The sequence below is a fragment of the Comamonas testosteroni genome, from assembly GCF_030505195.1.
GTDB classification, from domain to species: domain Bacteria; phylum Pseudomonadota; class Gammaproteobacteria; order Burkholderiales; family Burkholderiaceae_C; genus Comamonas; species Comamonas testosteroni_G.
Genome location: NZ_CP129672.1, coordinates 4,846,527 through 4,869,050 on the forward strand (window position 1 = coordinate 4,846,527; position 22,524 = coordinate 4,869,050).

Consider the following 22,524-nt stretch of genomic DNA (forward strand, 5'->3'; position numbering starts at 1 on the left):
GCGGTGCAGGCAGCGGAGCCCTATTGAATGGTCGACACAGATAAGGCAGCAAGATGTCGTTGTTGAAACAACTTTTGATCAGCGTGACAGTGGCCATCGTGGCCATCCTGATTGGCACCCTGGCGTTCAGCATAGGTGCCGCGCGCCAGTATCTGGATGGGCAGTTGCAGTCCGAGAGCGAGAATGCCGCTTCGTCGCTGGCCTTGTCACTGTCGCAGCCGGCCAATCAGGACCCGGTCACCCAGGAGCTGCTGATGATGGCCTTGTTCGATGGCGGACAGTTCAAGCTGATTCGCCTGGCCTCGCCCGAGGGCGAAACCTTGTTCGAGCGCCGGCGCGACAAAGACATTACCGATAGTTCGGCCCCTGCTGCCAAGCTCAAAGACAGTGCTGCTCCGCCGTGGTTTGTTGAGATGCTGCCGCTGCGCTCGCCAAAGGCGGAGCGAGTGATCAGCGATGGCTGGAAGCAGGTCGGGCAATTGACGCTGGTTGTGGACAACAGCTATGCGAGCCAGGCACTGTGGGGCAGCAGCGTGCGCTTGGCAGGTGTGGTGGTGCTTGCCGGGTTGGCCTGGGCTTTCTTTGTAGTCTTGCTGTTCAGATGGTTTCGCAAGGTCTTGCAGCAGGAAATCTCGGCACAGGTTCAGGCAATTGGACGTCAGGCCGGCAGTGAGGTTCCGGCGAGGCCCGCCAGGGCCGCAGTGGCCGAGCTGGTGCCCGTACTCAGTGCCATTGCAGACACCCGAGAACGGGTTCAGGCTACGGCGCAGGAGCAGATGGAGCGTATCGAATCACTGGAGCTGGAGGTCAATCGTGATCCTGTTACTCAGCTGCCGAATCGCAAGTACTTTGTCAATGAGTTGCGCCGCGCGCTGAGCGGAGCTGATGGCGCTGCGCCACATGGCCATGTGATGCTGTTCAGGCAGCGTGATCTGCTGGCCTTGAATGCGCAGATGTCGCGCGTCAGTGCCGATGCCTGGCTGGCAGCGATGGGCGAGCAGGTCAATCAGGTGTTGAAGAGTCATGCCGAGTGCAAGGCCCAGCTGGCCCGCCTCAATGGCTCGGACTTTGTGGTGCTCATGCCGGCCCTGGCGGGACCTCAGGCCATGTCTCTGGTGCAGCAGATCCGGCAGGTGCTGCTGTCCATGCGTGTGACCCTGAGCAGTGGTCAGTGGTGCCGCTGGAGCTTTGCCTTGACCGATTACTCGGCATCGAGCTCGGTGACCGGTGTGCTTGCACGGCTGGACTACGGTTTGATGCGCGCCGAGAGTTCGGGCCAGGCCGAGGTGGAATATGTGGCCTACGGGGATGACGAGGTGGTCTCCGATCTGGCCGGAGAGACCTTGTGGCGTCAGATGCTGATTGCGGCACTGGAAGCGCAGGATGCACTTTCCCTGTCCGTGCAGCCGCTGCAATTCAAGGGGCGCACCGGGGTGCAGGAGCGTGGCGAAGCGTCGCTCTCGCTGCGCACTGCTTCCGGCGAAACCTTGATGGGGTCGCTGTTCCTGCCGGTGGCCGTGCGTCTGGGCTTGTCGGCAGAGTTTGATTTGCGAGCAGTGGCTCTCGGTGCTGGGTGCCTTGAACAGAACGACTGCGAGCTGGTCATTCGAATCTCCTTGCCCTCGCTGGCCCAGCCCGACTTCCTGGGCCGCCTGCGTGAAGAGCTGAGTGCGCCGAAGTGGGGGCATCGCCTGTCCTTGCTCTGTCTGGAACTCGATGCCCATGGACTGACGGCCTACCCCGATGAGGTGGCCGAGTTCTGCCGGGCCATGGCATTGGCCGGTGTCGGCGTCGGACTGCGTCGTCTGGATCAGCAACCCATGGGCCTGACCAAGCTCCACACCTTGCCGCTGCGCTATGTGAAGCTGGGCAGCGAGTTCTCGGAGCAGGCTGCTCAAAGCCCGGGTGCCCTGCATCTGCTGCAAGCCATTGTGGAGACCGCGACAGGGCTGGGGATTCAGGTGATCGTGAACGATTCCGTCAATGCGGAAACCGCACAGCTGCTGCACAAGCACAATGCGCTGACGCTGGCGGCTTGAAACGGCGGGTCGTCCAAGTAAGGAAAAAAGGGGCGCACAAGGCGCCCCTTTTCATGGGTCAGCTGCTCTTAATGAGGCGCGCTCTCATCGGCAATCTGCACGCGCCTGGCATAGCGCTGTGCCAGCACGGCGCAGACCATGAGCTGGATCTGGTGGAACAGCATCAGCGGCAGCACGATGGCGCCCACGGATGCGGCGGGAAAGAGCACATTGGCCATGGGAATGCCGCTGACCATGCTTTTCTTGGAGCCGCAGAAGACCAGCGTGATCTCATCTTCCTTGCTGAAGCCCAGGCGACGTGCGCTCCAGGTGGTGATCAAGAGCACGGCTGCCAGCAAAATGCAGCACAGCACGATCAAGCCCAGCAGTGAGGGAATCGGCGTCTGCTTCCACAGGCCGCTGATGACCGCAGCGCTGAAGGCCGCGTAGACCACAAACAGGATGGAGCCCTGGTCCACCAGCTTGATGATGGAGGCGCGACGCTGCAGGAAGCCGCCGATCACGGGGCGCATCAGATGGCCGATGACAAAGGGCAACAGCAGCGTCATGGCAATCTTGCCAATGGCATGCAATGCATCGCCGCCTTCCGCATTCTTGTGCAGGATCAGACTCACCAGAATCGGCGTGACCAGGATTCCCAGCAAGGTGGAGGCCGATGCGCTGCACACGGCGGCAGGCACATTGCCGCGCGCCATGGAGGTGAAGGCAATCGCCGATTGCACCGTGGCGGGCAGGGTGCAAAGAAACAGCACGCCGATATACATCTCGGTGGTGACCAGGGGCGAGAGCACCGGGCGCAGTGCCAGCCCCAGCAAGGGGAACAGCACAAAGGTGGCGATGAAGATCCAGATATGCAGGCGCCAGTGACCTATGCCTGCCAGGATGGCCTGGCGCGAGAGTTTGGCGCCATGCAGAAAGAACAGCAGGCTGACGATGCCTGTAGTGACAAGCTCCACATATTTGGCCAACTGGCCGGATGCAGGCACAAAACTGGCGAGGACGACGGTGGCAATCAGTGCCAGCGTGAAGTTATCGGGGACAAAGCGGGGGCGAGACATATTCTTGAACTGAAGCCATCCATGCAAGGCACCGGGCTGGTGCGCGATGGCTGCGTATTGGACACGCAATCCATTTAAAAGAGAAATGGATTTATTCGATAGTCCTATAATTTTTTGATATGAATATCAGCCTGCGCCAACTGCGTGCCTTTGTGGCAGTGGCTCAAAGCAGCAGCTTCAGCCGCGCTGCCGATGCCTTGGCATTGACCCAGCCTGCCGTCAGCCGCAATGTGACGGACCTGGAGCAGGCCATGGGTTTGCTTTTGCTGCATCGAACCACGCGTGAGGTGGAGCTGACCGAGGCAGGCCGTCTGCTGCTGGGCAATCTCTCGCGCGTGCTCGAGGATCTCGATGCCTGCCTGCTCGAAGTGCAAGGCCTGGCGACGCAGCGCAAGGGCCGCGTGAAGGTGGCCAGCAGTCCCACGCTTTCCGCCAACCTGCTGCCGCAGTGCATTGCGCGTGGCAGACAGCAGTCGCCGGGCGTCAATATCCAGCTGCTCGATCGCATTCAAAGCGATGTGCTGCTCAGCGTGCGCAGCGGGGAGGTGGATTTCGGAGTGGTGATCGACCCATCCGAGAAACAGGATCTGCATGCACAGACCATCCTGACCGAGCCTTTTTGTCTGGTCTGCCTTTCCTCGCATGGCCTGGCGCGCAAGAAAGAGGTGCACTGGGCCCAGCTGGCGGGCGAATCCCTGGTGCTGCTCGATCATGCATCAGGCAGCCGCCGCCTGATCGATGCGGCACTGCAGGTGCATGGCGCGGCTGCATCGGTGGTGCAGGAGGTGGGGCATACGGCCACCATCTACAGCATGGTGCAGCAAGGTCTGGGTTTGAGCGTGGTGCCGCGTCTCGCCATTCCCTCGGCCTGGGCGGCTCGGACTGCAACGACAGCGGCAGCTGGCAGTGCCGCCTTGGTCAGCCGTCCCCTGGTGCCCAAGGTGCAGCGCAGCATCATGCTGGTCAAGCGCCAGCAGCGTGAGCTATCGCCTGTCGCGCATCTGGTCTGGGATCTGATTGCAGAGGAGGCGGTCGGTCTGCTGGGCGAATAGAGGGTCAGGGCCTGAGCACGATGCGTGAATCGATCACCAGCCCTTGCGGTTGCGGCGCGACATATACCGGCTGGGGCGGGGCTACGTAAACCGGTTGTGGCGCATAGTAGGCCTCAGGACGGTTTCTGCACTTGCGCTTTTCCTTGTACTCGCCATTGCTCTTCCACTTGCGCTGCACTTTGCAGTGGCCGTCCCAGTACTCCTCCTTGTGCTCGCGCTTGTGGTGATGGTGGTGATGGCGGTCATGTGCCTGGCTGCTCAGTGGCGTGGCAATCAGCACCACAGGCAGGCAGATGGAAACAAGAGCAAGGATTTTCTTCATTGTGGGTGGGGCAGTCCATGACCCGAGCCATGGACGCATCGGTTTCAAACGCTGCGAGCATAAGCGCAATGCACCGAAGAGACTGTATCAATTCATGAGCAAGATTTGTCCTGTGGCTGTGCGCTGGAGGGGAATGAGGTGCAGGTTCTTATAAAAAAGAGAGCAGCTTGCGCCTGAAGAATAAGGAACTTGAAATGATTTCTATCTGAAATTAAGTAAATTCAAGTGAAGTAAGCTACTAAAAAAATAGCTTTTCAATGGATGGCTGCTTTGATCTGGACCGTGGTAGATGCAGCCCTTGAATGCCATGGCTTCAAGGCTCGGACATTGATCTCGCAAACCGGCGCAGGAATTGGCTGCGTTTCGTAAGACCGCTTCGGGCTGGGCCGGATCGCAGATTTCCTCTCAAGGCATGTCTGCGTCCGAAGAGGCTTCGACAGCCGGATTGCAAGCCTGGGCCGTGGCGGCTGCTTTCTGGGCAGACGCTTCCGGATGGTGTTGCCTTGGTCGCTGTAGCTGGCGCGCGCTGGCAAAAGATGGCTCCGCTCTGGTGCCGTCTATCGCCGGATCAATGGCTCCATAAGGGACTGATCCCGTGTGCCTGGCGTTCCCACCGGCAAGCCGGGCAGGCAGAGCCTGAATGTCTTCTGTCGATGGGCACCTGGCACAGTCTGGCAGATGCGGCTGCTGCCCAGGCCGCCCAGGCAGGCCTGGGAGCTGTGCCGGAGTTTCTTTGGGCAGCAATGTTCGCCGCGGCCCCGTTGGCAGCGATTGAGCCGTAGCTTCAGATTCAGCCTCGTCTGCTGCTTTGTCCCATGTCATTTCACGAGATGGTGGAGAATTCGTACCGACCCTGTCCAATCTGAGCAGGGAAGCTGCAGGCAATGCAAAAGTGCCATTCTTGCCAGGTTGACGATGAGAGGAATGTTCAGGTGTGGTGTCGAAAGAACAAGAGGGAGGGCGGCGTCACCAGTCGTGATGGCGTGTGCAAAGTTCTGGCTGCCAAGCGAGATGCTCAGCTGGCGACCAGTCTGTTGCTGGTAATCTGGGTCTCTGTACTGGTGGCTACCAGCTGGCAAATCGGGTCGGCGCATCAGCGCACCCTGAGCGAGATTGATACCAACAACCGCAATCTTGCACAGACGCTGAACACCTATGCCGAGGGCGTCTTCACCCAGAGTTCCATGCTGCTGCTCGGCATGCTTGAGCGCCTGGAGGTGGAGGGCGCCACGCCTGAGCATCTGATCCGCATGCAGCAACTGGTCGGTCGCCAGGAACATCTGTTTTCCCAGCTCAATGAACTGCTCGTCATCGATGCGAGCGGTAAATGGCTCATGTCATCGAGAGGGGAATTTTTCGACGGGGCGAACAGTGCTGACCGTCGCTTTTTTTCATATCACCGCGATAACCCGTCGCACGAGATCTTCATCGGTGCGCCCATACGCAGTCGTTCTACAGGTGAATGGGTGCTGACCATCAGCCGGCGATTTGATAGCAAAGAGGGTGACTTTGCCGGGGTCATCGTTGTCGTGCTGGGGATAGAGAACTTTCTGCACTTGTTCGGCAAGATCGATGTCGGCGAGCAAGGGTCTATTGGACTGGCAACCACCAGCGGACAGTTGCTGGTGCGCTATCCATTTCGTGAGCAGGATCTTGGGCGCGACTTCTCTCGTTCCCCCAACTTTCTGCGCTACCACTCAAACCTGAAATCCGGCACGGCGTCCTTTGAGTCCGGCATAGATGGAACGGAAAGGCTATATGCCTTCAGGAGCAATGATCGTTATCCCATTTTCACGGTGGTGGCCCGGGGGCGGTATGAGGCACTGCAAGCCTGGCGAAGCCAGGCGCTGCTGACGGCAGGTGTGGTGCTAGGTCTGCTGGCAGTTGTCACACTGATAGGCTGGCGCCTGATTCAGGTCATCCGGCAGCGTGCGCAGGCAGAGACATCCCTGATGGCAGTGCGTGAGAAGTTACTGGATGCCAACCTCGAACTGGAGCGGCTGGCCACCCAGGATTCGTTGACAGGGCTGGCGAACCGGCGTCGCTTCGACGAGGTACTGCAACTGGAGGTCCGCCGTGCCGCACGCGAGGGGACGGTGCTCTCGCTTTTGCTCATCGATCTGGATCATTTCAAGGGCTTCAATGACCGCTATGGTCATGTCGCCGGCGATGAATGCCTGAAAGCGGTGTCGCGGCAGTTGGAGCTGTCGGCCAAGCGCTCAGGGGATCTGGCCGCACGTTACGGCGGGGAGGAACTTGCCATCATTCTTCCCAATACCGCGCTGGAGGGGGCCCTGCGGGTTGCCGAGGAGTTGCTGAAGTGCATACGAGGACTCGGCATTGCCCATGAGTCCAGCCAATTCGGCCATGTCACTGTGAGCATAGGAGCTGCAAGCATGCAGGGCAGGCATGAACTGGCGAGTCCGCTGTATCTGGTTGAAGCGGCCGATCAAGCCCTGTATCGGGCCAAGGCGGCTGGGCGCAATCGTGCCGAGTGCTGAGCTGTCGGAGCTGGTCTCTTGGATCCTTTGACGACCTTCAAGCAATCTGAGGGCGCGAGCCGTCATTTCGAATCCGTAGTCTTGCCAAAGGGGAACCTTGCCTGGAGGTGTCTGTCGAGCCATGGCCAGGAGATCCGGCATGTCCGCAACCACGCAGGACGCAGCAAAAGCACCGAAGCCGGCTAGCGAATTTCTGCGAATTTCTGGCGTGTTCCGTCTTCGGCAAAGCCTGCTGGATGGCATCTCCAAGAGGCTCTTGTGCTCGGACTGGGCGGCAATGACCGTTGCTGATCTTCCGGATGTCCACCGGAGCAGCCAATCCCTGAAGCGCAATGCTCCGAGCAAGACCTGCTGATGGGAAGCACCGCGCTTGCCAATGTCGGTGAACTCATTCAGCAAGCAAGTGCTGCGCGCTCGCAAGAACCTCACGCAGGCAAAGCATATCGTGCGATGGGGTGAGTGACGCTTGAACACTGGTGCCCGCGAAGGCAGGTTGGCCTATCGCATGACTCACGACACGGCCTCATACAGATGCATTGTTGATGCTGGCTCTGAAGGCTATGAGCGGCATCGACGCCAGTGCTATGTGCTGGAAGGTCGAAGATCCACAAGGAAGTTCAACACTTGCAGCGGTGGGCTGGAGCTGGGATGAGGCCGGCGATAGCAACGCCACCCATGACTGGTGGCGGACTTTGTGCATGCCTGATGCCAGGCTGGTCAGGCCAGATGTGGGAATCTCAAGCAGATGGCGTGAGAGTGCTCCAGCGATCCATGTCGACACGCGCTGAAAGCAGCGCGAGCATCGAAGAGTCAGAGCTGACCGCTGCGATCTGGATCGGGTGCAGGCAGGGCTTGCAATTGAGCTGCAGGCTGGGTGCTTGCGCGGTCCCGTGATCCTGCAACTGGCATAAGCCCCATGTCAGGGCTGGTGGCCGTCGTAGCGCACCATGTCAACCGCTGAGGTTTAGTGACGGCGCTGCTGCGGCGCAGGGTTGCTGTTGTTGGAACGCTCGATATGACGGAAGGTCAGGCGACCCTTGTTCAGATCATAGGGAGACATCTCCAGCGTTACCTTGTCGCCTGCCAGCACGCGAATACGGTGCTTGCGCATCTTGCCGCCGGAATAGGCAATCAGCTGGTGGCCGTTGTCCAGCGTCACACGAAAGCGGGCGTCCGGCAAAACCTCGTCCACTCTGCCTTGCATTTCAATCAATTCTTCTTTGGCCAAAATATTTCCTTTCTACAAAGAGGTCAGTTCAATTGGTTGTCCAGCACCATGCTGCGCCCCTCGGCGAGGGCATATTTGCTGGCCATATCTGGGGTGTCGAACTGGCGGATAAACCTGAAAATCCGGTCATAGGTTCCGCGTCGGATGGAAACCGCTGCAGCAATCTTGCCGGAGTGAGTCATTTGGGTGAGGGCAGTCACAATGTAGTTGCCGACACGCTCTGTGATTTGTTCTGTGCGCATATCGAGTCAACGGGCGGCAAAAAACCCAGGGCAGGGCGTGCCGACCAATGAAAAATGAAGGAATCCAGCTCTAATGAGCCAGGATCAAATAAGCCAGCCGCTTGCGGGTGACTTATGCTTCTTGCCATGGAGTGCTTTGGCTGTATGGATCCAAGCGTGGGCAACGTGAGAACTGCCTGAGAGATGCTGCGTAGGGCAAGTGCCACGCAGTAATCCTCCAATTATAAAGCATTGTTCTTTTATGAGCAAATTGTGATGAAACCGAGGCGCAGCAAAAGAAAAAGTCCCAGGCACGCAAGAACCTGGGGCTTTTATCCTGGTGCCGCAGAGATGAATCGAACGCTTGTGCGGAGCTGTGCAATAGATGCATAAATGTTAATTAAATCAACATGTTATGAGTGTTGAAAAATTGGTATAGTGCGATGAATGCGAGGTTTTGAACAGAAGTTCTACCCATTCCTACCCACTTTTACCCGTTTTTTTTGCCCATGTCTGCACCCCAAAAGACGCCTTCAGGAAGCTGGCGGATACAGGTCTTCTACAAAGGCGCGCGTGACGCCGCAACCTTCCCTACGCAGCGCGAGGCGCGGGCGTGGGCCGATGCTCGTAGAACCGAGCTACGGGCTGCTGCAGAGGGCGGGACCGTGGCTGCCAAGATTCGCGGCGAAGCGTTCAATTTGAACGACGCTATGAAGAAGTATGGAGAGGAAGTTTCACCAGAAAAGCGCGGCGCCCGATGGGAGCTGCTTCGCATAGAAGCGATTACGACAAAGCACCCGCACTGGCCGGGCAAGAGGCGGATGGTAGATCTGGATGCCCAGGACCTTATTCAGTGGCGTGATGCTCGATTGAAGGCGGTGTCCAAAGGCACAGTGCTGCGTGAAATTGCATTGGTGAGCCATGTTCTCGATACCGCTCGCCAGGACTGGGGCTGGATCAGCAGCAATCCCATGGCTGATGTACGCAGGCCAAAAACGCCCGATCATCGGGAGCGAATCATCGCGGGTCCAGAGATCCGTGCCATGCTGAGGCAACTGGAATGGACGAGAGGCAGGAGAGCGACCACTACAAAGCATGCTGTGGCACATTGCTTTATTGCCGCTCTGCAAACTGGGATGCGCGCCAGCGAGATCGCTAATTTAGAGTGGGATGATGTGCGAGACTCATTCTGTATATTGCATACAGGTCGCACGAAGACGGGTAAAGGGCGCCAGGTCCCATTGACCCATGCCGCACGCAGAAACATCGAAATGATGCGTGGGTTTCATGATGTGCTGGTGTTCGGCGTGGAGGCTGCATCACTTGACGCGCTGTTCCGCCGTCACCGAGCTAAAGCCGAGCTGGACGGGTTCACCTTTCACGACACCCGACACACAGCAGCGACCCGTATGGCTCAGGTGCTGCATGTGCTGGATCTGTGCAAAGCGTTTGGGTGGACGGATACGAAGCGCGCGCTAACGTATTACAACCCCACGGGATCTGATATTGCCGCACGGCTTAACGCTGGGCGCGCCGCGACTCCCATTCAATGATTTCAGACAGCAGCCATTTGCCATCTGTGCCGGGGCGGGGCATGGTTCTATCCTGCGCGAGGCGAACATTCAATGAGTTACGGTGAATGCCCAGCCTGTGCGACAGCTGAGCTCGTGTGAGGCGTGAGCCTTGCTGTACGCACAGCATTTGGATAGCGCTCGTCAAAATGGCCACTTGGCTTTTCAAGGCGAGCAGGGCAGAGTTTTCTGTAGATGCGGTCATGGTGCGTGTGAATAGTTAGGCCCCGGGGTTCGGGGCTTTCTGCTTTGGATGGCTGATAAGGCGCGCGGCCTGGTTGTAGGCATCCCAGAGCTGCTGGCCACCGGCGCAGCGAGCCTGCTTGCCTCCTGAGAGGCCGGCCGCGCAGCAGGTAGGGCAGTTGAAGTGGTGGGCTATGTAGGCCTTGTCTTCTGGCAGGCCCACAGTGCTGGCGCTGGTCATCGCGGTTTCTCGATGCGCTTGAAGTCGATCACCCATACCCAGGGGTTTGCTGCCCAGTCGCCGCCTGTTGAATCCCACAGGCATTCAAATAGTTGCTTGGATGTCAACGTTTCATCAGCATCTGGCACGGTTCGCAGGAATCCAATACCTTCCGCTTCGGCGTCTTCTTCGCTGATGGACTGCAGGCGCTCCACGCGCACGCCAGTGACCTCCAGCCAGATGCGGGCCGCCCACTTTGGCATGTGGATTGATGGTTTCCAGCGGGCGACGATGTCGTCATCCATCGTCATGAATTCAGGTGGTGCACCGCCGTCTGCCGCGTACTTGCAATAGGCGGGTGTTTTGAATTTCGAGGGGAGTTCGTCTGCCTTTGAGAAATAGTGGTCCTCCCACTCCTTTGCGCTCATCAATGGCCCTTGCCATGTCTCGCGCACATAGATGCGGTCGCCGGGCTGGCCCCATGGACATGCCCGATGAATGACATGCTGGGGCTCTCCTTCCAGTACAAGGGCACCAGGCGCATACCAGTTGCCCAAGTCAGGGTGGCGCACATCTTTGGCGATGCGGCGGGTCTGTGTCTTCTGCCCGCTCAGGATGGCGCGCACCAAGGGCGCCTTGAACATCAAGCCGGTTTCTTTCATGGAGGCTCCAAAAGAGAAAACCCGCCGAGTGGCGGGTGTGTGGGGTGGATACAGATTGGAGCGACTAACAGGATAGGTGGCCGGTTATGCCATAAGCCATGCGCTGAATTGGATTGGGGTGCGATCCTTCAGGGCGGATGGCAATCCTTGCCTTCAGGCCATCCAGTAACCGTGCCGCATGGCTTATCCTCTAAGCGCGCAACACCAACTGATGTCGCGAAGTTTATGTGAGCGAATGTCATGCGAATCAAGAATAGTAAGTCGGGTGCTGCTAATAATGGAACACCGCCATGTATGTGGTGACTCCATGTAGCGTGGTAAGGATTTTTAATATGAAGATAAAACAAGAAGACTTGGCAAAATGGGAAACAGATGAACCGGATTTAATGGTTGATCCAATCTTTCTAAAGAGCAGAATCGCTGATGTAGAAAAGGCGTTGTTGATTAGCTTGCCAGATGAATATTTGGATTTTATTCATCTGGTCGGCGATCAAGCATGTAGCCCACTGGATGAACTAGATAATTTTATAGCAACATATAACGGAAAAACTAGGGCGGTCGTTATGGCTACCTTATCTTCTACAGATAGAGTTGTGAACTCAACCAAATTATTACAGGAGTCAGTCTATGATCATCGCTCATTGCTACCTAATGGCTTAATTGCAATTGGTTCAGAATATGATGATGATGGTGACGCATATATTATTTATGATGTGAGGCCTGAATCTCCTACCTACAGGAATATATTTCATTGGCGATACTATGTAGACAATTTGATTGCGGGTGATGGATTGGGATTGTTGGCTCTATCATTAAGAGATTTTTTGCGTAAACCGGCATTGGAAAGGGAGATCTAATTTATTGGGTGTTTTTGCATAAATAGCCCCCCTGAGACGGATAGCCTCAGCCGTTGAGTCAGTATTGGTCACCCAAACCCCGTTACAGCAGCACCAACTGGGCGCAATACAACGCTGCGCTCAAGGCTCGGTGCTTCGTGACCATCCGCCAACGTCTGGAATGATTGGATGTTCAGGGCAGGCCTGCATGCCATGCTGCGGTGATCTCTTGCTTGTCTTGCATATAGGTGGCTCCCAGAATGAGAAAAGCCCGCGGCTGCGGGCTTGGGTGTTGGTGGTCAGGCGGTGTATTCCTGCTCTGCGATTTCGCATGTGACGCCGCAGGCCGGCAGCCACTCCTTGCGGTCGGCCTTGCCTGCAGGCAACTGGTGGAGGGGGAAGCGCTGTCCCTTCAGCGGACCGGAGCGGTGGCGCAGGATGTAGGCACCTGGGCCGATCTCGGCTTCCACGTCTGCAAGCCGCTTGAACTCTTCCGGATAGTCTTCGCGGATGGCTCTGAAGTAGCCAGCGCCGCCCTTGACGCAGCCGATGCAGTTGGCGTTCTGATAGCCCTGCAGGTACATGAATGGCAAGGTGATGCCCGCGCGCTCAACCATGGTCTTGCAGTCGGTCTTCGTGAGCCCGCGCTCAATGAGCGGTGCGACTACAGGGCGTTCTGGGTAGGCTTCTTGAAAGTCGTCCAGGCGCCACTGTTCGTCAGCGGTGTAGCCCAACACCAGTACATCGCCGGGCTGCTCGAATGTGCGCAGTAGGTCACGTTTCAGCCTCTTGGTGCAGGAAGCACCTTGTCGGCCCTTGATGTAGCGAGTGCGGCGGAACACCTCGATTGGGTCCGCACCGTACTTCTCATCACGCAGGATTACAACCTTGCGTCCGAACCAGGCCTCGCAGTCGGCCAGGAATCGACGGTTATCGACGTGTTCACCAGCTAGAAAGGCATTGATGATTTCGCAATGGTCGCCGTACTGAGCGATAGCGAGCTTGGTGGCTACTGCTGAGGCGGCGCCACATGAAAATTGGCAAACAGTTCGCATAGGGCTCCAGAAAGCAAAAAGCCCGCTCAGTGGCGGGCCGTTTAGGTATGGAAGTGAGGTGAGGAGGTATAGAGACGCTTTGTGCGTGTGCTTTTGCGCCTGTGATGGCACTTAGAGACATAGTGTCTGGCAATGGATCTCTTTGCACCGGTAGGCTAGTTGCTGTACCTTATGAACGGCAGTGTTGACCTGCTCTTTTCTCAAGGAGACGGGCTTCTCATACTGATTAACCAGATTCGCAAGGCAGTGTGCTGACTGCAAGGAGGCCGTGATGGAAACGATAGAGCAGATGGCTGAAAGACATATTCGCGAGTCTGAAGCGGAATTGGTTCATATCGATGTGCTGATGAAGCGTGTGCAGAAAATGAGTGCGAACGCTGCTGATCAAGCAGAAGCTGAGAGGCTATTGGATCAGGTAGTGAGGCAGCGCGAAAAGTTAGAGCTGCATCTCGCGGCCCTCAAGAGCAAGCAAGACGCTGATTACGAGAAACTGGCTGAGGAGGGCAAGCGCTTTAAAGCGATGCTTACAAAGATGCGGTCGAATATTGAAGTGATGCTAGCTTCCTGGCTTTGATTGTTAAGCTGTCGCGACGATGGTCAACCTCTGAGCGCTTCAAGCCACTCCTTGGACTCATGTTGCTGGAGGACTTGCTTTAGGAGGTGCTGCAGTGGCTGCGTTAGCCGTTGCTTTCACATCTGCCCTGGAGTGATGCGTGGCCGCTGGCGCTGGCAGCCAGCGCGGCAGGCAGGTCGCCCAGGCTGGTGCGGCCTTCGCCGCCCAGGGCTTCGATCAGGTCGGGAATCAGGCGCGACAGCTCGCCCGTGGCAATGGCCACATCGGTATCAAAGCCGCTGTCGTCCTGGCTGTTGCCATCCATGACTGCATCCAGTAGCGTGATGTTCTTGATCTGCAGGCCTTCGGTCAGCACAAAGCTCACCCGGTCGTCCCAGGTCATGGCCAGCTTGGTAGGGCGCTTGCCGTGCTCGATGTGCTGGCGCATCTCATCGATATCCAGCGGGTGGCGGGCGTAGCGCACGATTGCCTTGGACTCGTCCGCAGCCTTCAGCTCCGTTTCGCGGTCGGCGGTGAATCCGGCGGGCGGCTCCTGCGTCATCAGCCAATGCGCCATGGCGGCCTGTGGGCTGGTCTGGGTATCCAGCAGAGCCAGGGCAAAGCCGGGCAGGCATTCAACCAGCAGCGTTACCACCTCGTCAGCGCGCCCCTGGGCGCTGGTATCGAGCACCAGAGTGCGCGCCTGCGGGTCGATCCAGACCCACATGCTGCCCTGCTTGGTGAAGGCCATGGGCAGCAGATCCAGCTTGGCCTCTTCCTTGAGCTCTCGCTTTTCCTTCTTGCCAGGCTTGCGGCCTTCGGTCTTTTCGATGTGCGCGGCCTTTTCCTCGACCTTGCGATTGAGCACGCTGGCCGGCAGCACCTTGGCCTCGGTCATGAAGCACATCACCCACTGGCCGGCCACGGACTCGACCAGTAGGCCGTGCTGCTCGCCGCGCGGCGGAACCCAGCCCACAGAGCGCTCTTGGGTCGCGCCGCACTCGGCAAAGACTGTCTTCTGCAGGGCATCCTCCAGCACCTGCAGATCGCCTTGCCAGCTCTCGGCAATGCGGTAAATGATCATGTTCTTGAACATCGGAACTCCAGAAAGACAAAGCCCGCTTAGCAGCGGGCAGTCGGGTGATTGGGGTGTTGTGCAGTGCAACGGAACATCGAATTACATGGGGCATCTGCAGTGGGAATAGGCTGAATGCAGCCACTTACTTAAAGGGTCACCATGAAAAATCTACTTGCACTGGTTGCGGTTGCCGGGATGCTGGCAGGGTGTGCGATGCCACCGCCCGATAAGAATAAGCAATCGCATGGTCTTGGTTCTAATCAGCTGGAAAGAAATACTGATCAGGATCTTAGAAATGATCAGATCCGGGATCAGGATAGTTCTCCTGAATTTGACAACGACTGGGATCGGGAGCATTACCGCGACAGGGGTAATGAGGGGCATGAAGATCAAGCTGGTTTGAGGCCTTGGCCTGGATCGGGCTACAGCGGTGAAGACGCCTACCCAGGGGGGCATCGCTGGGGCTACTAGGAACGTGAAAGGCTCCGCATCCCCGCAGTCAGGGCTTTTCCTTCAGACACTGCACTGTCTTGTCATCCAGCCACTCGGCATGCATGCCAGGACAGGCGAACTCGTCGCGCAGGTTTTGGGCAATGGTCTGGGGTTCATCGGCCTGGGCATCTGGCACGGCCAGCCATGCAAGACCCAGGCAGATGGCCACGATCAAGATCAGGGCTTCAAGCAGCTTTGTCATGGTTTCGTTCCTTAGCGCTTATCCAGAAAGCGCGAGCAGCTATCGAAATTGAATGATCAGACGGGCCATGCCTCGGGCGTGAGAGCTATGACCACGGCCGCGCCGACCAGGCAGAAGAGGCCGAAGCCAGTGAGAGCCCATTGCGCCGCGAGCAGCAGCTTTGTGGGATGGGCAGTAGGTGGAGTCGAATGCATGGAGTCTCCTGTGGACGAAGAAAAAGCCCGCGAGCGGTTGCTGCGGGCTTGAATAAAGAGCCGGTGACCTTTCGGTCTTGCCTGGGTGAGCTAAAAAGGGAGTGAAAAGTTGCCCCAAGCCCGGCGAAACAGGTAAACGACGCAGCAGTTTTCCCATGGTTAAAGAAAAGGTTCTGCGCCCTCTGGCGTGACCACTGTCGCTCACGACGCAAAGCGCCGTGCTCCCAATTGACAGCAGCCCAGGCCCATTCCTGAGATGCCGTACCTGCTTGAGTGGCCACACCGGATGGCTCTGACTTTGGTTTAAAAGAAGCCACCCCGCGAAGGGTGGCTTAAAGAGGCTTTTCTCACACCTGAGTAGCTGCGCTCATTCAAAGACATCAATTAAGGTGAATGCTTTCACCAATTGCAGACCCTGTCAGTATTTTCTATTGATAGAAGCAAATTAATACACATTTACTATTTTGATGAACCCGCTATAGCCCTGCGAGGGAAGGTACATTCGAGGCCTAAGCCTGTAAGTGCCTATTGCTTGGCGAGTAGCAGTTTTGCCGTGCAGGTGGTGGTTGGACTCGAGTGCATGGGTCTCCTGTGGGCAATAGAAAAAGCCCGCGAGCGATTGCTGCGGGCTTGAATAAAGAGCCGGTGACCCTTTCGGGCCACGCCTGGGGAAGAGGTCAGAAAGGGAGGGAGGAAAGATCCCAGGCCCGGCGTAACAGGTAGATGGGGGCGAATTCTGCACGATGCTTTTCAGGCAATCAATAGGAGTTCGGCTTACCTAAAACTGGTGCTGCGCCATCTGGTGTGACCACTGTCGCCTAGTTCGTAATTGCCGTCAGCCCAGGCCCATTCCTGAACTGCCGTACCTGCTTGAGTGGTCACGCCGGATGGCTCTGCGTAGTTCGCAGAGGAAGAGGGCCCTTTAAGTTGCTCCTCTTAAACCTTTCCCAGCTAGAAATCTATTTCGATTGGATTTTTTCCAACATGCAATGTTGGATGCAACATCCTGAGTAATGATGAAGCTCTGAAAATTTAGGAGCCTACCCAGTGAGTCTCAACAACGTGTTCAAGTTTGTGGCAGTGGTATTGCTGTCATTAACGCTTGCAGGATGCGGGCAGTCGCTGATCACTGCCGTAGCTGTCAACCAGCTTAGTTCTGAAACGCCTGAGAGCGTTGGAGAGGTTGCCTCCAAGTACCGAAGTCAATCTTGTGCTGAACTTGCCTCAGAACGAGAGCATGCGCTAAGTGAGACCACTCGCATTGGTGAACACACGGAATACTCCCAAAAGCGCGGCAGATGGAAATTGGCTGTAGTGGAGCAAGTTGAGAAGGAGAAAGGATGCGTGCTTGGCATCTCTTCCAGTGAGGCTCACATCCTTGAATTCATTTCCAAGAACCCCAGTACTGCGAAAGAGCTTGATTCAAAGCTCAAATCACCTGCAGCAAGGAAAGCCTTAGCTGCATTAGTTGCCCCTTCTCAGACGTCTAAATCGAAGACTCCGCCATCTAGGACTGAACAAGCGCAATCCGGTAAGCCTAAGAGCTCCGCTCCCGTGCCTGCTAAAACAAAAGAGGCAAAGTCCAGGATTTCTGAGGAATCCGGTGTCGCAAGTCAGGCTGCTTCAGGAGTCTCTTCATCTGCACGTGGCTGGCTTGGAGTCTCATTGCTAGAAGTTCCCATCACCCCGGTCTTAGCCGCATCTTTGGGGCTGTCTGAACCTATGGGTGTGTTTGTACAAGGTGCCGTTAAAGACTCAGCGGCCGGCCGGGCTGGAATGCGATCATTGGATGTCATTTTGTCCGCTGACGACAAAGAGTACAACAGCGGAGATGCATTGAAGACCTATTTGGTTTCTTTGCGAGCGGGCCATAAATTGAATCTCAAGGTTTGGCGAAATCGTTCAGCACAAATCCTAAATATCACCCTTTCCGATACACAGCCAGATGCAATGCTTCCGACAAATAGAGAGGGCTATTGTTATGTTATCGCCATGCCTCCCATGGATGGGACAAAAAAGTTAGTTTGGGTTAGCGATATATTCCCCGTTGCTGATAAAAAATCTCAGCTTTACTCTCGAGGTCAGGTTGCTGGCGAAGCATTTGCGAAATTTCTTCAACAGGAAAAGGTTCCTCAAGCTTCCGATCTCAAAGGATTGGGCATGTGCAGTCCTAGCTTGAATTCTCTTACTACTTCGTGGAATGCTGAACTCGCTAGCTACAGTGCTCCAGCATTTAAGGCAACGGGCTCAGAAGGCGTCCTGCTCTATTGGCAGCCATCTTGATTTACTTCGCATGTAAATCAAGACTTCTGATGCGACCTCGCTTTTCATTGCAGAGGAGTGAGTTCGCTGAAAGCTTCCCATGGTCACACCGGATGGCCCCGCTAAGCCCTGCGGGGGAAGGCACATGCATGCCGCATGCTGGCTAAACGCTCACATCTCAAGATATCCGGGCACAAAAAAGCCACCTTAGAAGGTGGCTTTTGAAAATGAAGCCCTTAATCGTGTGGGCTGTCGAGCACTCTTGCTACCAGAACCGATAGCTATGGCGCATGCGCGATTGCCTCTCTTTTTGCCTTCGTTTGTTTTTTTCGGGAGGTCCGCACTGCTCGATGTTGGGTGGACTGGGGAGTAGCTCGCCTCTGGCGAAGACTCGTCTGACTGTTCTCCAAACCTTCAGGAATGAAGATGGGATGCGGCTTGCTGACATATAGACCTCCGGACTGACACGCGCGAGCTACGGGGGCTCGCTGCGTCTCCGTGTGGTGCTGTCACGCCTTGTCGTTGACAGCAGGTGCTTCGGAGCTGGGCTGTGGGGCTTTTGGCGTCGTCGCGAGTGCTTGATCGAGACTGGGTTCGATGGGTTGAATCTTTGAAATCGGCTCGAGGAGCATCACCCACATATCACGCCAGAACTCGGACTGACGTTTGTAGCCAAGTAGTGAAAACATATAGACCTCCGGTCAGATGCTTGCTCAAGCGGCAGAGATTTTGTTGAGGACCGCTTGCAGCAAAAGGCGGTTCGTTTTTTTGCGCAGCATCTGCTCAGGTGATTCTTCCTGCAGCTGTGCATCCGTTTGAAATGGCGTGTGAAAGATTCGGTCGTCATCCGCCGCGTTCCGGGATTCGACGTCCTGTTTCGCGACGGGAAGTCGCGAGCGGATGTTAAAGATGGTTTTGTTGATGAAAGACATATAGACCTCCGGTCTATTCTGGCGGTCCAAGATAGGCCGTCTCACACCACAGTACTCCTTTTAATGCCCTTAAACGGAGCGCTCAAAGCTCACGTCAGGAATGAACTGCGGGGCGTCATTCGCAGTCGCTTTCCCAACGAAAAGCCACCTTGAAAGGTGGCTCAGGATCCGGATTTCGTGCTCTTCAGGCTTAAGGAGCCGTTGAGTCAGGCCTTGTCCGTGGTTGCCTCTGCATGGTGCGCGGGCTGCTGCGCTTCAGGCTTGCCGGAAGGCTCTTGGCCGAAACTTGAAGGGCTTGGCGGAAGCTCAGAAATGGGCTCGAGGATGATCGACCACATGTCGCGCCAGAATGCGACATACCTCTGGTACACAAGGAGTGGAAACATATAGACCTCCGGTCTAAAGCAGCAAATCAGGATGACTTACATGTGTCCACGGTACGCTTTTTTAAGACCTTAAACGCTGCTGGAAAACAACCGAGAAGGTGGCTTGGCCGCTCTTTCTAAACGGCTGCTCGACGCAACCATTCCAGCCCTGACGCGACAAAACGCCTCACCATATCGCTACTGCTTGCGTTGCTGCTGCTGTTCTTCCTCGTTCCTTTTCTTCGGTACGCGCGGTTTGCCTTGTTGCTGTGGGGCTGGGAGCCCATCCGTGAAAAAGAACATCAGCTTCAAGGTGTCCAAAAAGGATGGGGTAGAGATGGGAATGGGGTTACTTAACAAGTAGACCTCCGGTCTAAGGTGGCTGATCAAGATTGATTGCCTTGTCCCAAGGTACTCTTTTAAATGACCTTAAACGGGGCCCTTGAAAAATACATACCCCACCATGTTGTCGCAGCTGCGGTCAGTCGATGAAGCCGAGGTCGCGCAGCGCTTCTGTCTCTTGGGTGTACTCTGCGTCCGCGATCAGCAGCGTGCCGTCTGGGCCATAAATATTGCGCTGTGGCGCGCCCATGACTTGCTCAATGCGTTCGACTTTGTAGCCGTGCCGCTCCCAGATTTCGGTGGTGTTTATGCGTGTCATGGATTCACTGTACCCAAACCGAAGCCCTGCAAGCAAAGCTTTGGTTTGCGCCCTGATCTCGCTCAGGGGCTGGCGCTGCTTGCGCAGATGCGTGCATGTGGCGGCGTCACCTGGTGTAAGAGGGCGGGCGACTCCTCAAACCATCGGCCAACTTTGATCCCGTGCCGGCTTTCGTGCGGCTTTCTACGCCTGCCTGTGATTGGCAGTTGCTGGGCCGGGTCACCCGGCCTATTCATCTCGCATGTGTTCTCCTTCGCAGCGCGCGGCTGCCTGGTTGGGATGCTTTCGCTGGCATCGATTCAGCAGTGCTCTGGTCTCACGCGTTGCACTTCCTTCCGCGCGCAGTCCCCGAATGCGATTTGCTTGAAATCGACCCGGCTTGAACATGAAGGTTTTGCCCGCATGCCCGGCCTGCTTGCTCCGTGTACCGACTCACTCGGCTTGGAGACGGGTTTAACCCGCGCCAGACGCTGTTGATCACTGCGTCCCGGCTATTGCGCTATCTATGTGACTGGTGCGATTTGGGGAGGCGGGCGGGCTACTTTCACCGCTATGCAAGGACGCATTCCGTCTGAGTAAGCACTGCAGCTCTCGGGCAACGAATCCAGTGGCAGGCCGGGTACTAGCCAGCCAGCTCCAGTCATGCGCCCACCTCTCCAAATCACACCAGCATCTTTTTAAAGACCCGTGGCGCGCGGCTCGATCACTTCGCACCCATCGCTGCGGGATGTTGCTGCGACGAATGAATTCTACAACTGTAGATTTAATGCAGTCAACAACTGTAGAAGAAATTTGTTGAATTTATGTAGATAAATGGACTCGCCTGCCGATCCATAAAGCACCGACGCAAAAAAGCCCGCTGATGCGGGCTTCGAGACAGCTTGTTCGGATTGTCTAGAGATAGCGATGGTCGGTTTTACGTTGCGGCATGAGAAGCAGTGCTGTGCAGAATGCTCGCTGAAGGCCTGCCTGCACTCACTATCTCCGTGAAACAGCGAGAAGCAGTAGTCCTAGAAAAAAACCTTTTTCGTGCAGGCGTCTAGTGCCTGTGCAGCGGCTTTGCTTAGACCAGTTGTGGGAAGCGGTATTTCCTTGCCAGCTGGTGTGGTGAATGAGATTGAGGTGATTGGATCCGATGCCAGTGCCATCGCCATCTCATCAGGCATGGCAAAACCCACCTCAATCCCATTGCTATACAGCGTCATTGCTGCGGAGTTGCCTGCGTAGCGCTTGCCATTGATGGCTCCGCCGATGCTTGATGGAGGCAATGAAGACTGCTTTTCAGCTACTCCGAACTTTGGGCCTTGCAGTTCTACATAGGTGAATAGCGGGTTGCACTGGGTGGCGTATTCAAATGCAATCAAAACCAAGCGACTCGTGGCGGCTTCTGAAGGAAGCCCGACTCTTGCGACCGGGCCCACGTAGCTGCTGAGGTCGGCCTGCCATGTTTGCTGGCTCAGGGCGGGTGCGGCACACAAGCAGCAAATAACCGGAAGCAATGCTGCACAGTTATTTTTCACTACGCACCTCTTGGGAAGATGTGAATCAGTCGCACCGATTACAGCCTTTTTCCATTCCAGGCCCAAACCACCCGACCCACCACATCCACTTGATGATCACCATTCAGTGTTTGCACAGTCTTGGCGCTGGGGTTGTCGCTTGTAACCTGCAGCTTGCCGTCAAAGGTCGGGGTGACGCGCTTAACGAAAGTTCGGTCATTCGCCCGCAAAACGTAGACGCCTTCACGTGAGCTGGGATCGCGTGCACTGAGCCCGGTATCTACGAGCAGAACATCACCGTCTGTAAAGGTTGGATGCATGCTGTCGCCGTAGGCATGGATGAAGCGTAGCTCTTGTGGGTTCTGAGGTCTGATCTGCTGATTGATCCAGTGTGGAGACAGGGCCAAGTCACCCACAATGACATCTGACTCCAGCAACTCGGAACCGGGGCCCATGCTGCCGCAGTTAGAGAGCAAAGGAACAATTACAGCGTCAGGTGCGCGATACATCGGAACAGCACCGTATGCCGCCATGTCTATCTCACGCGTAGCAGAAGAGGGTGGCACTTCCAGCAGCGATGCGACATCCAAGTCGCGGGATTCGTCTTCAAGCATCTCCACACTCATGCCTAGGCCACGGGCGATGAGGGTTGCGAACTTTGAACGGCTGCTGTCTCGATTCTCGAGTGCGGAGATTGTCCCAACCTCCACGCCAGATCGCTCAGAGAGCTGCTCAAGGGTGAGTCCTGCTTTTTCTCGGTAGTGACGAATACGGGTGCCTAGTGCCATAGCGGCCGATCATTGAACATTTGTTGAATTGGCGCAAATACAGTTGTTGAATTGATTCTTCTGCAACTGTAGAATTTGTGTCATGAACGCAATTACTGAAGCCATTAACGGCGCAGGAGGTCCAGCTAAGGTCTCGCGCGCATGCGGGGTATCTGTCCAGGCGGTTTGTTTTTGGCGCGATGGATTGCGCACCCTCCCGGCAGATCAATGCATCACTCTTGAAAAGCTGAACCACGGGCGCATTCGTTGCGAGGACTTGCGCCCTGACGTCGACTGGGCATACCTACGCACCATTCAGTCGCCCCAGGAGCTGGCTCAGCCATCCACCCCAGAAAAGGAGGTGGGTAATGACTGATCCAACTCCACACCAAGTATCTGAGCTGACGCTGATTGATGCCGCGCCAGAGCCAAGCGAGCTCAAAAGCGTGGCTGAGAAGCCAGAAGAGCGCGAACGGCATTCAAGGTGTCTGCACTCAGGGCAACAGGGTCCATTTGCGCCGATATCACTGTTGAGCAATGAGGGCAGGTGTGTGCAATGCATTTCCACGAT

At 56.4% G+C, this 22,524-nt stretch carries 25 protein-coding genes and 1 pseudogene; 10 read left to right on the forward strand and 16 right to left on the reverse strand.

Annotated elements, in window-relative coordinates:
- Window positions 1-53: 53 nt before the first annotated feature.
- A complete protein-coding gene (locus QYQ99_RS22230; RefSeq protein WP_302090042.1) occupies window positions 54-2,039 on the forward strand; it encodes a bifunctional diguanylate cyclase/phosphodiesterase in 1,986 nt (661 codons plus the stop codon).
- A gap of 68 nt (window positions 2,040-2,107) precedes the next feature.
- On the opposite strand, the gene QYQ99_RS22235 is transcribed toward QYQ99_RS22230, so the two are convergent.
- Complete coding sequence (locus tag QYQ99_RS22235) at window positions 2,108-3,097, reverse strand: bile acid:sodium symporter family protein (RefSeq protein WP_302090043.1); 990 nt, start codon at window positions 3,095-3,097, stop codon at window positions 2,108-2,110.
- A 119-nt stretch (window positions 3,098-3,216) separates the two neighbouring features.
- On the opposite strand from QYQ99_RS22235, the gene QYQ99_RS22240 reads away from it, so the two are divergent.
- Window positions 3,217-4,149 (forward strand): LysR family transcriptional regulator, encoded by a 933-nt coding sequence (locus QYQ99_RS22240; protein ID WP_302090044.1) that lies wholly within the window; start codon window positions 3,217-3,219, stop codon window positions 4,147-4,149.
- Between the two features lie 4 nt (window positions 4,150-4,153).
- On the opposite strand, the gene QYQ99_RS22245 is transcribed toward QYQ99_RS22240, so the two are convergent.
- Window positions 4,154-4,471 carry a hypothetical protein gene (locus QYQ99_RS22245; protein WP_302090045.1) on the reverse strand — a complete coding sequence of 106 codons (318 nt, stop codon included), beginning with the start codon at window positions 4,469-4,471 and terminating at the stop codon, window positions 4,154-4,156.
- A 932-nt stretch (window positions 4,472-5,403) separates the two neighbouring features.
- Here QYQ99_RS22245 and QYQ99_RS22255 point away from each other — a divergent pair.
- Entirely contained in the window at window positions 5,404-6,972 is a 1,569-nt protein-coding gene (locus QYQ99_RS22255) for a sensor domain-containing diguanylate cyclase (RefSeq protein ID WP_304350660.1), read from the forward strand.
- Between the two features lie 139 nt (window positions 6,973-7,111).
- Window positions 7,112-7,327, forward strand: coding sequence for a hypothetical protein (locus QYQ99_RS22260; protein WP_302090048.1), 216 nt, complete (start codon window positions 7,112-7,114; stop codon window positions 7,325-7,327).
- 609 nt (window positions 7,328-7,936) lie between these two features.
- Here the strand turns inward: QYQ99_RS22260 and infA are convergent.
- Window positions 7,937-8,200 carry a translation initiation factor IF-1 gene (gene infA, locus QYQ99_RS22265; protein ID WP_003061434.1) on the reverse strand — a complete coding sequence of 88 codons (264 nt, stop codon included), beginning with the start codon at window positions 8,198-8,200 and terminating at the stop codon, window positions 7,937-7,939.
- A gap of 23 nt (window positions 8,201-8,223) precedes the next feature.
- Window positions 8,224-8,442 (reverse strand): hypothetical protein, encoded by a 219-nt coding sequence (locus tag QYQ99_RS22270; RefSeq protein ID WP_302090049.1) that lies wholly within the window; start codon window positions 8,440-8,442, stop codon window positions 8,224-8,226.
- Between the two features lie 644 nt (window positions 8,443-9,086).
- On the opposite strand from QYQ99_RS22270, the gene QYQ99_RS22275 reads away from it, so the two are divergent.
- A complete protein-coding gene (locus QYQ99_RS22275) occupies window positions 9,087-9,974 on the forward strand; it encodes a tyrosine-type recombinase/integrase (RefSeq protein WP_302090050.1) in 888 nt (295 codons plus the stop codon).
- A gap of 238 nt (window positions 9,975-10,212) precedes the next feature.
- On the opposite strand, the gene QYQ99_RS22280 is transcribed toward QYQ99_RS22275, so the two are convergent.
- Together QYQ99_RS22280 and QYQ99_RS22285 are read right to left on the reverse strand one after the other, a co-directional pair.
- Window positions 10,213-10,416 (reverse strand): hypothetical protein, encoded by a 204-nt coding sequence (locus QYQ99_RS22280; protein WP_302090051.1) that lies wholly within the window; start codon window positions 10,414-10,416, stop codon window positions 10,213-10,215.
- On the reverse strand, window positions 10,413-11,057 hold the full coding sequence (locus tag QYQ99_RS22285) for a hypothetical protein (RefSeq protein WP_302090052.1): 645 nt from the start codon (window positions 11,055-11,057) through the stop codon (window positions 10,413-10,415). The genes QYQ99_RS22280 and QYQ99_RS22285 overlap by 4 nt, the downstream gene beginning before the upstream one ends.
- Window positions 11,058-11,389: 332 nt before the next feature.
- Here QYQ99_RS22285 and QYQ99_RS22290 point away from each other — a divergent pair, with 332 nt between their 5' ends.
- On the forward strand, window positions 11,390-11,914 hold the full coding sequence (locus tag QYQ99_RS22290) for an SMI1/KNR4 family protein (RefSeq protein WP_302090053.1): 525 nt from the start codon (window positions 11,390-11,392) through the stop codon (window positions 11,912-11,914).
- A gap of 278 nt (window positions 11,915-12,192) precedes the next feature.
- Here the strand turns inward: QYQ99_RS22290 and QYQ99_RS22295 are convergent, their stop codons facing one another.
- Complete coding sequence (locus QYQ99_RS22295; protein ID WP_302090054.1) at window positions 12,193-12,948, reverse strand: hypothetical protein; 756 nt, start codon at window positions 12,946-12,948, stop codon at window positions 12,193-12,195.
- Between the two features lie 271 nt (window positions 12,949-13,219).
- Between QYQ99_RS22295 and QYQ99_RS22300 the strand changes: the two genes are divergently transcribed.
- Window positions 13,220-13,522, forward strand: a complete 303-nt coding sequence (locus QYQ99_RS22300) for a hypothetical protein (RefSeq protein ID WP_302090055.1) — start codon at window positions 13,220-13,222, stop codon at window positions 13,520-13,522.
- A 103-nt stretch (window positions 13,523-13,625) separates the two neighbouring features.
- Here the strand turns inward: QYQ99_RS22300 and QYQ99_RS22305 are convergent, their stop codons facing one another.
- Window positions 13,626-14,597, reverse strand: a complete 972-nt coding sequence (locus QYQ99_RS22305) for a recombination-associated protein RdgC (protein ID WP_302090056.1) — start codon at window positions 14,595-14,597, stop codon at window positions 13,626-13,628.
- A gap of 141 nt (window positions 14,598-14,738) precedes the next feature.
- Here QYQ99_RS22305 and QYQ99_RS22310 point away from each other — a divergent pair, with 141 nt between their 5' ends.
- Window positions 14,739-15,050 carry a hypothetical protein gene (locus QYQ99_RS22310; protein ID WP_302090057.1) on the forward strand — a complete coding sequence of 104 codons (312 nt, stop codon included), beginning with the start codon at window positions 14,739-14,741 and terminating at the stop codon, window positions 15,048-15,050.
- A 28-nt stretch (window positions 15,051-15,078) separates the two neighbouring features.
- Here the strand turns inward: QYQ99_RS22310 and QYQ99_RS22315 are convergent, their stop codons facing one another.
- A complete protein-coding gene (locus QYQ99_RS22315; protein WP_302090058.1) occupies window positions 15,079-15,273 on the reverse strand; it encodes a hypothetical protein in 195 nt (64 codons plus the stop codon).
- 56 nt (window positions 15,274-15,329) lie between these two features.
- A complete protein-coding gene (locus QYQ99_RS22320) occupies window positions 15,330-15,467 on the reverse strand; it encodes a hypothetical protein (protein ID WP_302090059.1) in 138 nt (45 codons plus the stop codon).
- A gap of 1,047 nt (window positions 15,468-16,514) precedes the next feature.
- On the opposite strand from QYQ99_RS22320, the gene QYQ99_RS22325 reads away from it, so the two are divergent.
- The gene (locus QYQ99_RS22325; protein ID WP_302090060.1) at window positions 16,515-17,750 is read left to right on the forward strand and encodes a S1C family serine protease; all 1,236 of its coding nucleotides are present in this window, start codon (window positions 16,515-16,517) and stop codon (window positions 17,748-17,750) included.
- Between the two features lie 488 nt (window positions 17,751-18,238).
- On the opposite strand, the gene QYQ99_RS22330 is transcribed toward QYQ99_RS22325, so the two are convergent.
- The 6 genes and pseudogenes from QYQ99_RS22330 to QYQ99_RS28380 form a co-directional block, all read right to left on the reverse strand.
- The gene (locus tag QYQ99_RS22330; protein ID WP_302090061.1) at window positions 18,239-18,418 is read right to left on the reverse strand and encodes a hypothetical protein; all 180 of its coding nucleotides are present in this window, start codon (window positions 18,416-18,418) and stop codon (window positions 18,239-18,241) included.
- Window positions 18,419-18,442: 24 nt separating this feature from the next.
- Window positions 18,443-18,661, reverse strand: a complete 219-nt coding sequence (locus QYQ99_RS22335; protein ID WP_302090062.1) for a hypothetical protein — start codon at window positions 18,659-18,661, stop codon at window positions 18,443-18,445.
- Between the two features lie 846 nt (window positions 18,662-19,507).
- A complete protein-coding gene (locus tag QYQ99_RS22340; protein ID WP_302090063.1) occupies window positions 19,508-19,687 on the reverse strand; it encodes a hypothetical protein in 180 nt (59 codons plus the stop codon).
- Window positions 19,688-20,697: 1,010 nt separating this feature from the next.
- Complete coding sequence (locus QYQ99_RS22345) at window positions 20,698-21,207, reverse strand: hypothetical protein (protein WP_302090064.1); 510 nt, start codon at window positions 21,205-21,207, stop codon at window positions 20,698-20,700.
- A 38-nt stretch (window positions 21,208-21,245) separates the two neighbouring features.
- Complete coding sequence (locus tag QYQ99_RS22350; RefSeq protein WP_302090065.1) at window positions 21,246-21,800, reverse strand: S24 family peptidase; 555 nt, start codon at window positions 21,798-21,800, stop codon at window positions 21,246-21,248.
- Between the two features lie 51 nt (window positions 21,801-21,851).
- Window positions 21,852-21,974: pseudogene (locus tag QYQ99_RS28380) on the reverse strand (helix-turn-helix domain-containing protein); the annotation flags it as partial.
- An 82-nt stretch (window positions 21,975-22,056) separates the two neighbouring features.
- Between QYQ99_RS28380 and QYQ99_RS22355 the strand changes: the two are divergent.
- Window positions 22,057-22,329 (forward strand): helix-turn-helix domain-containing protein, encoded by a 273-nt coding sequence (locus tag QYQ99_RS22355; protein ID WP_302090066.1) that lies wholly within the window; start codon window positions 22,057-22,059, stop codon window positions 22,327-22,329.
- Window positions 22,330-22,524: the final 195 nt, after the last annotated feature.

Coding starts and splice junctions, on each gene's coding strand:
- QYQ99_RS22230 (WP_302090042.1), top strand. CDS start 54: ATGTCGTTGTTGAAACAACTTTTGATCAGCGTGACAGTGGCCATCGTG.
- QYQ99_RS22235 (WP_302090043.1), bottom strand. CDS start 3,097: ATGTCTCGCCCCCGCTTTGTCCCCGATAACTTCACGCTGGCACTGATT.
- QYQ99_RS22240 (WP_302090044.1), top strand. CDS start 3,217: ATGAATATCAGCCTGCGCCAACTGCGTGCCTTTGTGGCAGTGGCTCAA.
- QYQ99_RS22245 (WP_302090045.1), bottom strand. CDS start 4,471: ATGAAGAAAATCCTTGCTCTTGTTTCCATCTGCCTGCCTGTGGTGCTG.
- QYQ99_RS22260 (WP_302090048.1), top strand. CDS start 7,112: ATGTCCGCAACCACGCAGGACGCAGCAAAAGCACCGAAGCCGGCTAGC.
- QYQ99_RS22270 (WP_302090049.1), bottom strand. CDS start 8,442: ATGCGCACAGAACAAATCACAGAGCGTGTCGGCAACTACATTGTGACT.
- QYQ99_RS22280 (WP_302090051.1), bottom strand. CDS start 10,416: ATGACCAGCGCCAGCACTGTGGGCCTGCCAGAAGACAAGGCCTACATA.
- QYQ99_RS22285 (WP_302090052.1), bottom strand. CDS start 11,057: ATGAAAGAAACCGGCTTGATGTTCAAGGCGCCCTTGGTGCGCGCCATC.
- QYQ99_RS22290 (WP_302090053.1), top strand. CDS start 11,390: ATGAAGATAAAACAAGAAGACTTGGCAAAATGGGAAACAGATGAACCG.
- QYQ99_RS22295 (WP_302090054.1), bottom strand. CDS start 12,948: ATGCGAACTGTTTGCCAATTTTCATGTGGCGCCGCCTCAGCAGTAGCC.
- QYQ99_RS22300 (WP_302090055.1), top strand. CDS start 13,220: ATGGAAACGATAGAGCAGATGGCTGAAAGACATATTCGCGAGTCTGAA.
- QYQ99_RS22305 (WP_302090056.1), bottom strand. CDS start 14,597: ATGTTCAAGAACATGATCATTTACCGCATTGCCGAGAGCTGGCAAGGC.
- QYQ99_RS22310 (WP_302090057.1), top strand. CDS start 14,739: ATGAAAAATCTACTTGCACTGGTTGCGGTTGCCGGGATGCTGGCAGGG.
- QYQ99_RS22315 (WP_302090058.1), bottom strand. CDS start 15,273: ATGACAAAGCTGCTTGAAGCCCTGATCTTGATCGTGGCCATCTGCCTG.
- QYQ99_RS22320 (WP_302090059.1), bottom strand. CDS start 15,467: ATGCATTCGACTCCACCTACTGCCCATCCCACAAAGCTGCTGCTCGCG.
- QYQ99_RS22330 (WP_302090061.1), bottom strand. CDS start 18,418: ATGTTTTCACTACTTGGCTACAAACGTCAGTCCGAGTTCTGGCGTGAT.
- QYQ99_RS22335 (WP_302090062.1), bottom strand. CDS start 18,661: ATGTCTTTCATCAACAAAACCATCTTTAACATCCGCTCGCGACTTCCC.
- QYQ99_RS22340 (WP_302090063.1), bottom strand. CDS start 19,687: ATGACACGCATAAACACCACCGAAATCTGGGAGCGGCACGGCTACAAA.
- QYQ99_RS22350 (WP_302090065.1), bottom strand. CDS start 21,800: ATGCTTGAAGACGAATCCCGCGACTTGGATGTCGCATCGCTGCTGGAA.
- QYQ99_RS22355 (WP_302090066.1), top strand. CDS start 22,057: ATGAACGCAATTACTGAAGCCATTAACGGCGCAGGAGGTCCAGCTAAG.